Origin of the sequence: Methylobacterium brachiatum, from assembly GCF_900113845.1 — a bacterium.
Classification (GTDB): Bacteria; Pseudomonadota; Alphaproteobacteria; order Rhizobiales; family Beijerinckiaceae; genus Methylobacterium; species Methylobacterium brachiatum.
The window spans coordinates 161,025-174,965 of sequence record NZ_FOQW01000002.1 but is presented as its reverse complement, the minus strand read 5'-3'; the positions used below and the strand labels follow the sequence as shown (position 1 = coordinate 174,965).

11 protein-coding genes are annotated in these 13,941 nt (G+C 68.0%); 3 read left to right on the top strand and 8 right to left on the bottom strand.

Going from position 1 to position 13,941, the window contains the following annotated elements; genetic code table 11:
• Positions 1-2: 2 nt before the first annotated feature.
• From BMZ47_RS00750 to BMZ47_RS00715, 8 genes are all read right to left on the bottom strand, one after another.
• Positions 3-1,031: a hypothetical protein gene (locus BMZ47_RS00750; RefSeq protein ID WP_244536706.1), complete on the bottom strand. Its 1,029-nt coding sequence runs from the start codon at positions 1,029-1,031 to the stop codon at positions 3-5.
• A 175-nt stretch (positions 1,032-1,206) separates the two neighbouring features.
• The gene (locus BMZ47_RS00745; protein WP_091857604.1) at positions 1,207-1,956 is read right to left on the bottom strand and encodes a hypothetical protein; all 750 of its coding nucleotides are present in this window, start codon (positions 1,954-1,956) and stop codon (positions 1,207-1,209) included.
• A 56-nt stretch (positions 1,957-2,012) separates the two neighbouring features.
• Positions 2,013-3,302: a hypothetical protein gene (locus BMZ47_RS00740; RefSeq protein ID WP_091857603.1), complete on the bottom strand. Its 1,290-nt coding sequence runs from the start codon at positions 3,300-3,302 to the stop codon at positions 2,013-2,015.
• 12 nt (positions 3,303-3,314) lie between these two features.
• Positions 3,315-4,682: a peptidoglycan-binding domain-containing protein gene (locus BMZ47_RS00735; protein ID WP_091857602.1), complete on the bottom strand. Its 1,368-nt coding sequence runs from the start codon at positions 4,680-4,682 to the stop codon at positions 3,315-3,317.
• Positions 4,679-6,037 (bottom strand): hypothetical protein, encoded by a 1,359-nt coding sequence (locus tag BMZ47_RS00730; RefSeq protein WP_091857601.1) that lies wholly within the window; start codon positions 6,035-6,037, stop codon positions 4,679-4,681. The genes BMZ47_RS00735 and BMZ47_RS00730 overlap by 4 nt, the downstream gene beginning before the upstream one ends.
• 13 nt (positions 6,038-6,050) lie before the next feature.
• On the bottom strand, positions 6,051-8,015 hold the full coding sequence (locus tag BMZ47_RS00725; RefSeq protein WP_091857599.1) for an AAA family ATPase: 1,965 nt from the start codon (positions 8,013-8,015) through the stop codon (positions 6,051-6,053).
• A gap of 64 nt (positions 8,016-8,079) precedes the next feature.
• Positions 8,080-9,177: an AAA family ATPase gene (locus BMZ47_RS00720; protein WP_091857597.1), complete on the bottom strand. Its 1,098-nt coding sequence runs from the start codon at positions 9,175-9,177 to the stop codon at positions 8,080-8,082.
• A 3-nt stretch (positions 9,178-9,180) separates the two neighbouring features.
• Positions 9,181-9,765 carry a hypothetical protein gene (locus tag BMZ47_RS00715; protein WP_091857595.1) on the bottom strand — a complete coding sequence of 195 codons (585 nt, stop codon included), beginning with the start codon at positions 9,763-9,765 and terminating at the stop codon, positions 9,181-9,183.
• A 276-nt stretch (positions 9,766-10,041) separates the two neighbouring features.
• Between BMZ47_RS00715 and BMZ47_RS00710 the strand changes: the two genes are divergently transcribed.
• The 3 genes from BMZ47_RS00710 to BMZ47_RS00700 all read left to right on the top strand — a co-directional run bounded on the left by BMZ47_RS00710 (position 10,042) and on the right by BMZ47_RS00700 (position 13,810).
• Positions 10,042-10,674 carry a LuxR C-terminal-related transcriptional regulator gene (locus tag BMZ47_RS00710; RefSeq protein WP_007565674.1) on the top strand — a complete coding sequence of 211 codons (633 nt, stop codon included), beginning with the start codon at positions 10,042-10,044 and terminating at the stop codon, positions 10,672-10,674.
• Between the two features lie 197 nt (positions 10,675-10,871).
• Positions 10,872-11,654 carry a hypothetical protein gene (locus BMZ47_RS00705; RefSeq protein WP_091857593.1) on the top strand — a complete coding sequence of 261 codons (783 nt, stop codon included), beginning with the start codon at positions 10,872-10,874 and terminating at the stop codon, positions 11,652-11,654.
• Between the two features lie 305 nt (positions 11,655-11,959).
• Positions 11,960-13,810, top strand: a complete 1,851-nt coding sequence (locus BMZ47_RS00700) for a hybrid sensor histidine kinase/response regulator (RefSeq protein WP_244536705.1) — start codon at positions 11,960-11,962, stop codon at positions 13,808-13,810.
• Positions 13,811-13,941: the final 131 nt, after the last annotated feature.

The following is a 13,941-nucleotide window of genomic DNA, read 5'->3' as shown; positions in this document are numbered from 1 at the left end:
GCTCATCGGCACGTCACCTCGTAGGCAGACACTTCTGGCATCTCCGCGTCGCCGATGGTCGTCACCGAGAGCCTGCCCGCCGGGCCGGTATACGCGAAGGCGCAGTAGGCCAGTCCGGTCCCGGAACAGCTGTCGACCTCGATGATGCCTTGCCGGGCGAGGTCCTGCTCTCGGGAATCCGGGCTCGGTGCGCCGCGAACTGGCGTCCAGCCCTTGGCGATCAGGGCGGCCCGCGCCTTGTCGATCGGCATGGTGGTGATGGCGGGAACCGATCCGCGTCCCCCACAGACGGTGTCTTCGCTCGGGAGCGAAGCCAGCAGGAGGCTTCCGTCCGCACGCACCGTCAGGTCGCCGACCGGCAGACGCTGTCCATCACCGTCCCAGATTCGGACGGTGCCGTCGTCGCGCGCGCCGATACGGCCGATACGCTGCGCCCCGTCGCGTCCGTAGATTAGGGCGACGAGACGCTGCCCGTCGAACACGCCGACATTGCCGTCACCGATCAGGCAGGTGCCGCTTGGACCGCGGCCGAGGTGGCCAGCGAAGCTGACCGCCCGGTAGCGGCCGAGCGCAGCCTCCCCCGTGATCGACCAGCCGCGCTCGGCGACCGATCGTGCCGCCTCGGACCGCGCCGGCACCGCAACATCGTTGCACGCGTCGCGCGCCGCCCGCCGCTCGGGGGCCCGCGGCAGATCGCTCAAAGTGACGAAGCGCAGATCCGTCACGGCGGACTCGACGCGCGGCACCGATTGCTGGGCCTGCGCGGCGACCCGCCCCGCGGCGGCGAGGTTGAGGGCCAAGACCGCACCCAGCACGGCGGCGCCGGACCCACGGTCGAACCATCGCATCGTCACCTCCTCCCGAGTCGTTTGCTTGCCCTGGCGCTCGACCCGTCCGCTCTGTCGAGACGTCCATGGAATCGTCGTCATGGGTTTTCGCCGTTGAAGATCGAGCCGCATCGCGAACAGGCAGGACCGGTCAGGCAGGACGACAGCAAAAGCCGCGTCTCGTTTGAAGACGACCGGCCACATTCTTTCGCATCCGGTCTTCTGGCACGGTGGCACATGAATGCGTGCAGACATCTCCGGGCTCCATTCGATGGCGCGGTATCTACGGTGCCGCCCGGACATCGCGGTTGGGCGAAGATCTGGCGATCTTCGCGGACTTTGAGTGGTGACCCCGTCATCCGGCGCAGGTCCGGGCTTTTCAGAGCTGGGGCATGGCCGGCGGCCGGGGGCTCGGGGGCGGCATCATTGCGCGCGGCGCAGGAGGCTGCGGTATCGGGGCGTCCGTCTCGGTCGGGGCGGCCGCCTTCGGAGGCGCGGCAGCCGCGGCGGGTCTGGACGTGGGCGTTGCCTGGCGAACCGTATCGCGGAGGAAGTCGCCCGTGCTGGCCGCTCGCTCCGCAGGGGCTTCGCGCGCCGTCTGGGCTGCTCGACCCGGGTCGCCGTCGCGCGGGGCCGGCGCTCGGGTCACCGCCGGAGCCTGGCGACGCTCGACGTCCGCCACCTTGATCCTGAACGTGTAGGGGACCGTCGAACCGTCTCCGAAGGTCACGGCGACGGACAGCGTGTCGAGGCCGGAGAAATCGGGCCGCGCCGTATAGTAGATCGACATCGAATCCTTCTTGACGGCTTCGCAGCCGTCCACGACGTCGATCGAACCGCCGGTCTGATCGAGCTTGCCGCTGAGGACCTTGAACTCGCGCCGCTGCTCGATCCGTCCGCCCCGCGGTGGCGCGACGAGCTCGATCGAGGCCGCCTGCGAGCGGCAGCCCTGATCCGGGAAATAATGGGTGAAGCCCTGGAGGAAGGCCCGCTGGCCCGGGCGGGCGTTCATGCTCACGGTCTCTGCCCAGGACGGCAGCGTCAGGCTGAGCGCGAGGACACCGGCGAGGCCGGACCGCGCCACCGAGACGCCCGCAGCTACGGCCGTCCTCAGGATGCTTCGTCCCATGGGTTTGCTCCTCGGATGTGACGCGGTCGGGGTGCTCGCTGTCCGTGGCGGGACGCTCACTTCGGTGCGGATTGCTCCAGGGTCGGCTTGCTGCCGTCGGTGCGGAACCGGACCGCATAGGTGCTGTTCGCCGATTGGGCGTTGCACGTGATGACCACGGGGCCGCCCATCGGATTGGGCATCTCGCAGGTGCCCTTGACCTTGATCTTCGATTGGTCGCGCTCGGCGTAGACGAGCTCGTCGATGGGTTGGTGCAGGGTGCCGCCTTCGACGAAGCCCTTCGTTGACGCCATGAACGCCATGGCTTTGCCGTCGGTGGTGCCGAAGATGAACCCGGCCTTCGCGCTGCCGATGACGGAGGTGTTCTGTGCCGCCGGGACGCAGATGGCGGTGAGGTCCTCCCCGTCCATCACCAGGGACTCGCAGCGGCCCATGAAGGACAGCTTCAGGAACGTGCCGGGCGGCGGATCCTTCGCCTCCGCGGTGTCGCGGGGCGCAGGCGGGGGCGGCGCCGGGGGAGGCGCCGATCGTGCCTCGGCCGACCGGTCGCCGGCGCGCCGGTTCCAGGCGCCGCGGGGTTGGCCCGGCTGCCAGACGCAGAGCCGGACATCGCCGTTCTCCCAGCACGGGCCGTTCGGAGATAGGCCGCCGAGGGGATCGGCTGCCCGGAGCGCGCCGGAACGGCGGTTCCAGAAACCGGTGGCCTCCAGCGGTGCCTTAGGATCGCGGATGAGTTGGGCGATCATGTCCAGCTTGCCGCCGACATAGGAGCGCACCTCGAACCCGCGCCCGCCGTCGCGCCCGGTATCCGGCCGGAACTGGCAGGGCCCGTCGATGCGGGTTTCGCCCCCGACTTCCAGCAGGCAATCGGCGGTACGGGCCGTGCCGGGATCGGGTGGTGCGGCCGCGGCCGTGAAGCCCGGACGGCCTTCCCCGATCTTCCAGGCACAGGCCCGCACGCGCGATCCGGTCCAGCAGGCGCCGCCGGGGGATCTGACGATGTCGGAGGGGCCATCGTCGGGCTTTGATCCGGGCCTCTCGGTCCAGTTTGCCATGCCGCTGCCGGGAGCCGTCACCGTGACAACCGCGCCGTAGCGCAGATAGCCGTTCTCGTAGCTGGCGAGGCGGAAGCCGCCATTCCCGTAGCTGCGGGGGTCGGTCAGGAACTCGCAGGGACCGTCGATGTAGGTCTTGCCGTCGGCCTCGAGGAAGCAATCGGCCTGGCGCACACGGATCTGGGCCTGCGCGGCCTCCGGCAGGAGAGGGCCGACCGCGATGGCGCAGAGCAGCAGGGCGAGCCGATACCGGGCCGTCCGGATCCGAGCCGTCACACGATCGAGAGCCATGATGCCCGCCGCCTATTGCTTGCCGAGGAGACTGCGCGCCGCCTGGACGGTCCGGTCGTTGCGCTGGTCGAGGATACGGCCCTGGTAGAGGTTTCGCTGGGCGAGGCGCTGTTGCAGGGCGGCCCAGAAGCCGGCGCCCCATTTGTCCTCTTCGATGTTCTTCAGGATGTCCGCGTCCTTCAGCTCGAGGGCGCGGATCGTCATGTCCGCCGCCTTCTCGGGATCGCGCGGCAGGTTCGGGGCGCCGATATCGTACAGGAAGGCGGCCGAGGTCGCGGCGGGGGCGAAGGACGCCTCGCGCGCCAGCCGCTCGAAATACTGTATCGCCCGGGCGGCATCGGGGGCGGTGATCCGCTGAACCGTGTTGGTCGGGGACAGAAGCTGCGCGTAGAGGTACTGCGCGACCATCGTGCCGCCTTCCGCCAGGTCGCGGAGCTTCGCCTCGTCGGCAGCGTTGGTGGTCGCGCTCTTGGCGAGCGCGATGAGTTCCTCGACGGTCGGCTTCGGCCCGGATGGCGGTGCCGGCGGCGTGTTGCCCACAGGCCTCCCGGTGTTTCCGCCGCCCGTTCCGGCAGCCTTGCCGGCCAACGCCCGCACGGCCGCGAGCGTCTGCGGCGTCGCCGATCCGTCGGCCGGACCGGAATAGAAGCCGCGGCGCGCAAGATTGCGCTGGATCGCCGCCACGAGATCGGGCGGCTGGCGTCCGAGGTCGTCGGTGAAGGTCGTGACGGACAGGGGCAGCTTGGCCGCCACCGTATCCATGTAGATGTCGGCGGCCTTCTGCGCGTCGCGCGGCATGCCACTGTCCGAGTCGATATAGCAGCCTGCGATCCAGAACAGCGTCGACCAGGAATCGAAGTGGTTGTCCCGGATCGCGGCCGGATTTCCGTAGAAGGCGAGGCCGTAGCGGCACCCGCGCTTGAGGTCGTACTGCCCGCGCCCGCGATTGAGCAGCAGTTCGGTCATGCCGCGCTGGGCGCCGGGATAACCGAGGTCGGCGGGCTGCTGGTAGTAGGTCAGGGCCTTGGCCGCGTCGGCCTTCACCGGGCTCTTCGGGTAGAGCGAGGCCCATTCCGGATTGTAGAGCGTCCCGAGGAACGAGCGCGCCGAGATATTGCCGGCATCCGCCCCGGCCTTCAGCTTGTCGAAGGCGGCCTTGTCGCCATCCTTGCCGGCCTTATCCAGCAATTCGTGGTAGAGCTTCTCGTCCTCCTTGCTGTCGGCCGGCTTGCCCCATTCGCCGGTCGGCTTCAGGACCGCGAGGGCGAGGCCGGCCGCGAGGGCGATGGCGGCCTGAGGCAAGACCAGCCAGGCGAGGCGGTAACGCGCATCCGCGTACCAGAGCGCCGCGTGCGCTCTGACTCGATCGGTGCCGCTCATGACCTCGCCTTCAGATATGCGCGCACGGCCGTGATGACGGCGGGGTTGCGCTTGTTCTCGACCGGGAGCGTGTAGAAGCCGCGGGCCTTCAATTCCGCCTGGAGCGCCCCCCAGAAGGCGCCGCTCCAGCTGCTGCCCTCCTCGAACAGGAGCCAGAATTCCATCTGGTAGTCCTTGAGATCGACGGCCTGTATCGCGAGCGCTGCGGCCTTCTTGGGATCCTTCGCGACGTTGCCCCAGCCCTCGTCGTAGATCGCGGCGGCCTGGGAGGCGGCCCTGCCTTGGCCTGCTGCCGCGGCCCGCTCGTAATAGGCGACGGCGACCTGCGCATCCGGCGCGAAGACCTCGCCCTTGTTGCTGACCGGGTTGAACAGGTCGGCATAGAAGATCAGCGCGTCGGCATTCCCGGACTCGGCCAGGCTCTTCAGGCGCGCCAACGCCTGGCGATCGGTGCGGGCCGCGCCGGCGAGCGCCAACACCTCGGGAGCCGGTCCGCTCGGCGTCACCCGGCGCGGTTCCGGCCTCGGGGTGGCGAGCGTATCCTTGATGCCCGCCTCGACCTGCAGGGCCGTGATCAGGGCCGGGTTGGGACGCCCATCGACGAGCCCGATGTAGCGCCCCTGCTCGGCCAGGTGCCGCTGGATGCCGGTTATGAGCGCCGGGTCCTGCGCGCCGAGATTGTTGATGAAGGCGTCGATCGTCGGCCGATGCTTGCGCCACAGCACCGCGGTCACCAATTCGCCCGCCCGGACCGGGTTCTGCGGCAAGCCGCTCTCGGGGTGGACGTAGCACTTGGCCAGTTTGACGGTGAGGCGCTCCTCCCCGGTGATCGTGCGGTTGAGCGTCTCCGGATCGTCGATCCAGGTCTGGGCGAGGCGGCAGCCGCGCTTCATGTCACCGTTGGGATTCGCCGGGTCGAGGAGCACGTCGGCGAGACGCGTGACCGCCAGGAGTTCGCCGGCGGCGGCACCCGGGCCGTAGAGCGCGGTGGCCCGGGAGAAGTCGTCCGGCGACGGCTTCTTCGGAAAATACGGGGCTGTCAGGGGATCGTAGAGCGTCCCGAGCTTGGTCGACGCGTCGATCTGGTTGCGCGCGGCTGCCGCGCTCAGTTCCTCGAACGCCTTGCGGTCGCCGTTCTTTCCGGCCCGATCGCGCAGGGCCGTGAGTTCCGCGAGCCGCTCCTTCGAGGCGGTCGCCGGCCGGCCCCATTCGCCATGCGCGGCGAGCGCCAGGCACAGGCCCGCCACCGCGCAGGTAACGGCCTGCGGCAGGACGAACCACGCCAGCCGGTAGCTGGCATCGCCGTACCACAAGGCTCCGTGCGCGCGGAGCCAATCCTCTCGCGCGACGCTCATCGTTTCGACCGGATCACGACGCCGTCGCCGGATACACGGTGCCGCCGCCGCGGCCCTGCAGGGCGCGCTCGACATCCACCAATTCGAATTGCCCGTGATCGCCCAGCGGATCGCTCGACAGCCGGATGGCCTGGGCCTCGCGCAGCCTCTCCAGGAGCGTCCGCATCTCGCGGGCGTTCGACCAGTCGCGCGCCCGGGCGCGCTGCTCGATCCACGGGATCAGCAGGGTCTCGAAGCGCGGCGGCAGGCGGAACGATTGCCGCGACGCCATCAGGCGCAGGATCTCGACCAAATCGTACGGATCGTAGGCCGGGAACTCGATCGTCTTGGTGAAGCGCCCGGCGAGCCCCGGATTCGTATCGATGAACCGGGCCATGTCGTCGGTATAGCCGGCGACGATCACGATGATCCGGTCGCGATTGTCCTCCATGAACTTGAGAAGGGTGTCGATCGCCTCCTTGCCGAAATCGCTTCCGCCCCCGCCGCCGGCGGCCAGGGTGTAGGCCTCGTCGATGAACAGGATGCCGTCGAGCGCCTCCTTGCAGCGCTCCAGCGTCCGGGTCGCGGTCTGGCCGACATAGCCCGCCACCAGGCCGGCGCGGTCGACCTCGACCACGTGGCCTTTCCGGAGGACACCGAGGGCCTTGAAGATGTCGCCCATGATGCGGGCGACCTCGGTCTTGCCGACGCCGGGCGGTCCGGTGAACACCATGTGCTGGCTGACCGCGCCGACCTCGATGCCCTCCGCGCGCCGCTTGGCATCCACCAGGACCCGCGCCACCACGGTCTTGACCTGCTGCTTGACCGGCGCGAGCCCGATCATCGCGTCCAGACGCGCGATGACCTTCCGGGCCTCGTCCATGTCCACCGCGCCCGCCGCCTGACGGCCCAGCGCCGCGGCGATGTCGGACAGTTCGAGCCGGTTGATGTCGCCGCCTGGATTGGCCGCCAGGCGCATCGCCTGCGCCTGGCGGGCCTTTTCCAGCACCGTGCGCATCTCCCGGGCATTGGCCCAGTCCTCGGCCTTGGACCGCGCGCCGACATAGGGGATCAGCTCCTTCTGGAACCCGTCCGGCAGGACGAAGCCCTGGCTCCCGGCCATCCGCTTCAGGATCTCGGCGAGTTCGGGTGGGCTGTAGGGCGGGAACTCGATCGTCTTGGTGAAGCGACTCGCCAGACCGGGATTCGTATCGATGAACCGGCGCATGTCGTTGGTGTAGCCGGCGACGATCACGATGATCCGGTCGCGGTTGTCCTCCATGAACTTGAGGAGGGTGTCGATCGCCTCCTTGCCGAAGTCGCTGCCGCCCCCGCCGCCGGGCGCCAGGGCGTAGGCCTCGTCGATGAACAGGATCCCGTCGAGCGCCTCCTTGCAGCGCTCCAGGGTCTTGATCGCGGTCTGGCCGGCATAGCCCGCCACCAGGCCGGCGCGGTCGACCTCGACCAGATGTCCCTTACGGAGCACCTTCAACGCCTTGAAGACGTTCCCGAGCACGCGCGCCACCTCGGTCTTGCCGACGCCCGGTGGCCCGGTGAACACCATGTGCTGGCTCATCGCCGCCACCGGGAGGTTCTGGGCGCGGCGCTGCTGCTCGACCTGCATCCGGGCGATGACGCCCTTGACCTCCAGCTTCACCGGCGCCAGGCCGACCATGCCGTCCAGGGTCGCGAGCGCCGTGGCGAGAAGATCCTTCTTCTCCACCGCCGCCCCGTCATCCACGAACTGGATCGGCCGGATCTTCCGGCTCGCCCGGGCCTGGTCCAGCGCCCGCCGCATGTTCTCGATGCGGGCCGGGATGTAGCTCGCCGCCAGCAGGCCGGTCGCGAGACCACCGAGGATCAGGCCGTTGCGCAGCAGCGCCGAGGGCGTCGCCATGAGCGGGCCGAGCAGGTCCGGCCGCAGGGCCAGAAGGAGGGCGGTCGCGCCGCCGGCGATCACCAGGAAGACGGCCGCAGGATGCTTGTCGAGGCGTTCCATGGGGGTTGACGAGCCTTGATGCTGGGCGGGCGCAGCGTTGCGCGGTTCGGGTGGGGCCTCGTCCTCAGGCGTCCTCACCCGTCGCGCGGAGCAGATCGACGATCTCGAGGCGGCTCAGGTCGCCGCCCTGAACGGCGACGCGGGCCGCCTGCGCCTCGCGGGCTTTTTCCAGGAGCGTGCGCATCTCGCGGGCATTCGACCAATCCTCCGCGCGGGCGCGTTGCGCGAGCCAGGGCGTCAGCGCCGCCTCGAACCCGTCGGGAAGGGCGAAGTGCTGGCGGGCCGCCATCCGTTTCAGGATCTCGCACAGATCCTTCGGGCTGTAGGGCGGGAACTCGATCGTCTTGGTGAAGCGCCCGGCGAGCCCCGGATTCGTGTCGATGAACCGGCGCATGTCGTTGGTGTAGCCGGCCACGATCACGATGATCCGGTCGCGATGGTCCTCCATGAACTTGAGGAGGGTGTCGATCGCTTCCTTGCCGAAGTCGTTGCCGCCGCCCCCGCCGGCGAGCGTGTAGGCCTCGTCGATGAACAGGATGCCGTCGAGCGCCTCCTGGCATTTCTCCAGGGTCTTGGCCGCGGTCTGCCCGACATAGCCCGCCACCAGCCCGGCCCGATCGACCTCGACGAGATGGCCCCGGCGCAGGACTTCGAGGGCGCGAAAGATCTCGCCGATCGCCCGGGCGACCTCGGTCTTGCCGACGCCGGGAGGCCCGGTGAAAATCATGTGCTGGCTGATCGCCGAAACCGGGAGGCCTTCCGCACGCCGGCGCTGCTCCACTTCCAGCCGGGCGATCAGGGCATTCACCTCGCGCTTGACCGGCGCGAGCCCGACCATGCCCTCGAGGGTGGCGATGACGTCCTCGGGCGAGCGCGGCTCCACGACACGGCGCGGCGCGAGGATCAGGCGTGGCAGGCTCATGATCCCGCCGGCGGGCTGACCGAGGGCGGCCTCGGCTTTGCGGGCGGCGGTCGCGGTCGCCAGGAGGCCGAGCGCAGCGAACAGGCCGACGGCGATCCCGATCGCAGCCCGCCATCTCATCTCCGTTCCGGCGGCGTTCCACCAGGCGACCGGGCCGTAATCGGTGCTCAGCAGCAGCGGCGTCAGGACGGCGACGGCAAGTCCGGAGATGACGAACGGGATGATGGCCTGCTTCGACATCCCTCAGCCCCCGCACGGCTTGCTGGTGTCCCAGAAGACCGGAACCCGCCGGACGCCCGCGGTCGTGTCGATCTTCAGGCCAGGCGTGAACTCGACGAATACGTCCTTGGCCGCGCCTTCGATGACGACCTCGCCCTTGCCGGCCTCGTAGGGGCCCGGGAACGGCACCGCGACGTTGATCGGCCCATCGGCCACGTTGAAAGCCGGCGAGAGGTAGTTTCCTGCCCGGATGCGGACCACGCCGCCGGCGTCGGCGGTGGTTTTCGAGATGCGCATGTTGGCGAGGGGCGCCTGGCAGGCCTTGGCCTCGGATACGATCTTGTCCTTCTCCTCGGGCGCCAGCGTGTCGGCAGCCTTATCGATATCGGTCTTCTTGATCAGGCTCAGAGCAGGCCGCTCGGGCGTGCCGACCTTCTCGCCACCTCCCAGCAGCAGGATCCCCGCGATCGCACCAGCGGCTACGATGCCTCCGGCGATGGCGATCACACTCGGCGAAAGCGGCGGCTTGGCCGGAGCCCCAGCGGACGCGGGCGCCTTCTGGCCAGCAATCTTGTTCTGCGCCTGAGCCTGATGCTCAATGTTCGACATCCGTCCGGTTCCTGAACGTTGTTGAGCGTAAATACTTCGAGAAGATTATGCTTTCGATTGCCGGAATAGCGCGCTTCAGTTGCCAGAGATTTCGAATTATCCCGCAAATGCATGAACGCTGCGGGAAACTGCTTCTAGGCAGGCGACCAAAACCGGTCTACTAGTGCATTTGGACTAGGGTTTTGGCCTTGACTGCCCGAGCCGCCAGCTTGGCATTAAAGGTCGGACTGTCCCGTCAGGGACTGCACCCAAGCGTATGTGACGATCGGGAGTTGGATGACCGGCTGGGCGAGAGAACGAATCGTCGTCGCCGATGATCATCCCCTGTTCCGCGAGGGGTTGAGGCATATCGCCGAACGGCTCTACCCGCAGGCGACAATCCACGAGGCGGCCACGATGGACGATGTTCGGGCGCTGTCGCGCGCCGGGCCGCCGCCCCAGGTCTTCTTCCTCGACCTGCTGTTTCCCGGCCTGGATCCCCGGCATTCCATCGGGGCCCTGCGCACGGAGTTCCCGAAGGCCTCCATCATCATCGTCTCGATGATCGAGGACGACGACGCGATCGAGGCCGTGATGGCCGCAGGCGCCGATGGATTCATCGGCAAGTCGGTGCCGGCGGCAGATATCGCGACGTCGATCGCGGCGATTCGCGACGGAGCCTTCGTCATCGAACGAAACCCCGCTCCGGTTCTCGCGGCGCCCCGTTGCACCCTGCCTTGCCTGACGCAGCGCCAGCAGGATGTCCTGCGCCTCGTCGCCCTGGGCCGCACCAACAAGGAGATCGCCCGGGAGCTCAACATCTCCCCATTCACGGTCCGGATCCACGTCTCGGCGCTCCTGCGGGCGCTCGATGTCAGCTCCCGATCCGCAGCGGCGGCCAAGGCCGCCAATGCCGGTCTGTGCGGGTAAACAGGACGACTCCCCTGCAGACGGCGAGCCCGATCTCCGTACGGCACGATGCGCGGCGGTGGTCCGATCCGAACCTCCCGGTCCGGGGCGCATAGTACAGGTGTCCTAGTTTAAGCTTGGCCTTGTCTCTGGCTATGCAGGGCGCCATGAGGCGATCCGGCGGTCTTATCGGGCGTTCGACCCGACTGCGCAGATTGATGGTCCTGGGGCTGGCTCTGGCCGCGGCATCGATTGTGTCGCCTTCCCGAGCTGCCCCGGAGATCGGCGCGCCCGCGAATGAGACCGTGCTGGCGGCAATCTGCGGGCGGCCTGCAAGCCAGGACACCAAGACCTGCCGGGCCAAGGACGGCCGTTCGGCGGAGTTCTGGTACGGCGCCGCATTCTCTACGGAGACCGGACGGTGGTTCACCGGGTTCGCGACGCTCCCCGCGCCCGGCGAGGACCCGGACACACCCAATACACGGACGGTCGCCGCCGCGACCTTTGCGCTCGAGGACACGCGCTGGCGTCTGAAGGGCGTTCAGCTTCAGGTCGGGAAAGTCGGTACCGGCAACAGGAACGGTGACGCCCCGGACATCGACGAAGGCCGGGGGGCGGTCGTCAGCGCCGTGAGCGGCGGGCGTGTGATGATGGGGGTGCGCCTGACCTCTTACGGGTCCGCGGGCTCACGCAGCTTCGCGTTCCTCCTGCTGCATTTCAGGGAAACGCCACTGCGGTGGACACTGGCCGGTGAGGTGGAGGCCGGTTCCGACGAGAGTGCCGCCTGCGATGAGCCCGATGGCGACCAACCCTGCCAGATGGGCAAGAGCATGGGCCGTCTCGAGATCCTTCCGGAGGATTCCGCCAGACCCACCGCATGGCCGCCGATCCGCGTCACGCTGACCGGAACCTTGGCCGGCCCGGACGGCAAAGTCCGGCCGGCATCGGAACGCGATGCCCGGATCTACCGGTTCGACGAGGCATCCGGCACCTACCGTTGATACGGATGGCCCGATGACAATGGCATCCGTGTGAGCCAGCGACCCGGTCCCGGAACCTGTCGCGATCATTGAGCGTCACGCGGCCCCATTATTTGTCGGGATCGGCGCTTTGTTTGTTCAACACACCTAATTATTAAGATCATTTTATTAACAATCATCAGAGCGCACTGCAAAACATGGCACACAAGACAATTCTGCGTTGATGTTTGTTCTGGAAACACGTGGTCATGTCATCAGGGTTTTCGTAGAACCGGCGAACAGGGTCGCGATCGGCGGCCGGATGCATGTCGCGGCCGAGATCCGCGGTGGCTGTCCTGCAGCGCCGCTTCAGGATCCGACGCGACGGCAGAAGGCTGCGATCGGCGAGGCCCGGCAAACACCGGACGGCTTCGATGCAGCCTTGGCAAGGACCTTTGACAGCCCGACGGCCGAACTGGACCGGGCTTGCGGCGAGGTTCAGGGCAGGCCTCGATCGAAGGCCGGATCCGTCATCCGCACCCCCTGATCGTGCCATGACGGCCGCACGACGCCATCGCGGCGGCAACGCCGACGACGAGACGGCGCAAGCACTCATCCGCATCGTCTCCATGGGATCCGTGTGCCTGTACCTCGTTCCACAGATCCTTCTCGGCTATGCGCCGCCGGAAACGTATCTGATCGTCTATCTGGTGCCGATCCACTTGGTTCTGTCCGTCGGGATGTATTGGTGGATCTCGCATCACCCGGGCGAGAACCGATTGCGACGCACCTTCACCACCAGCCTCGATTTCGCCGGCATCACCTATGCCATGGCGATCGGCGGCGCGCCGTTCGTGCCGCTCTACGTGATCGTGCTCCGGATCATCGTCGGCAATGGCCTGCGCCACGGTCAGACCGACCTCAAGATCACCACCGGGCTGGCGCTCGCCTCGATGGCGGTGACGACGTTCTTCAGCGCCTACTGGCGTCAGAACCCGTTCCTGGTCGTGACGCTGTTCATCATCACCCTTCTGGTGCCGAACTACATCTACATCCTGCTCAATCGTTTGCGCGGCGCCTACCAGCGGGAGCAGGAGGCGAACCTCGCCAAGTCGCGCTTCCTCGGGCAGGCGAGCCACGATCTACGCCAGCCGATCCACGCGATCAGCCTGTTCACCGCCTGCCTGCGCGATGCCAATCTCGGCGCCAAGGAACTCCAGATGGTCGACAATATCGACCGGTCCTTGCAGAGCGTGTCGCGACTGTTCAAGTCCTTGCTGGATGTCTCGACCCTCGACAGCGGCAAGGTCCAGCCCCGGATCGAACCCGTCGCGATCGATGACATCATCGAGGATGTGCTGCGCCAGAATTCGGAGGCCGCTCAGCGTACGGGGACCGAACTGCGCAGCCGCGCATGCCGCGTGATCGTGGAGACCGACCGCGCCTTGTTCACGACGATGCTCCAGAACATCGTCAACAACGCGATCAAATACGCGCCCGGACGACCGATCCTGATCGCCTGCCGTCGGCGTAAGGGCGGGCTCGCCGTCCAGGTCTATGATCGCGGCCCGGGCATCGCGCCGGAGCATCAAACGAAGGTGTTCGACGAGTTCTATCGGGTTCGCCAGCGGGGCGACAAAGACATCGACGGCGTCGGTCTCGGCCTGCCCATCGTGCGCCGTCTCTGCGAACTCCTGGATCTGGAGCTCAGGCTTCGCTCCGTCCCGCTCCACGGCACCTGCGTGACCTTCGGGCCGCTGCCGATCGTCGGCAGGCCGGCCGAGGCGAGCCGCAAGCCCGCGCTCGATCCGGCGGCATCCGTCAACGGGTTGCGGGTCCTGCTGGTCGAGGATGACGAGGCCGTCTTGGCCGCGACCGCCGACCTGCTCCGGCGCTGGGGATGTCAGGTCCAGCCGGAACCGACGATCCCGAAGACCATCACCGCAACCGACCTTCTCATCACCGATTTCGAACTCGGGAACGGCGTGACCGGGACAGAGTGCATCGCGGCGGTGCAGGAGGCCTTGGGGCGGGACGTCCCGGTCGTCGTCATCAGCGGCCACGATGCGGGGCGCGTGCAGGAGGATCTCGCCAGGACGGATGTCCCGATCCTGTCAAAGCCGGTCCGGCCGGCCGAACTACGCTCGGTCATCCTCGCGGCGAGCGTGACGCTGCGCGGATCTCGCGTGGCTGTATGAAAAAGGCCCGCTCGACACGGGGCGGGGCTTCGAAATCAGTCGTGGCGCCTGCCCACGACGGCCCGGCGCGGCATTATCGACCGCACCGGGTCGGAAGCTGTTGCATCGTAGCGACCCTGGGTCGCCGGAAC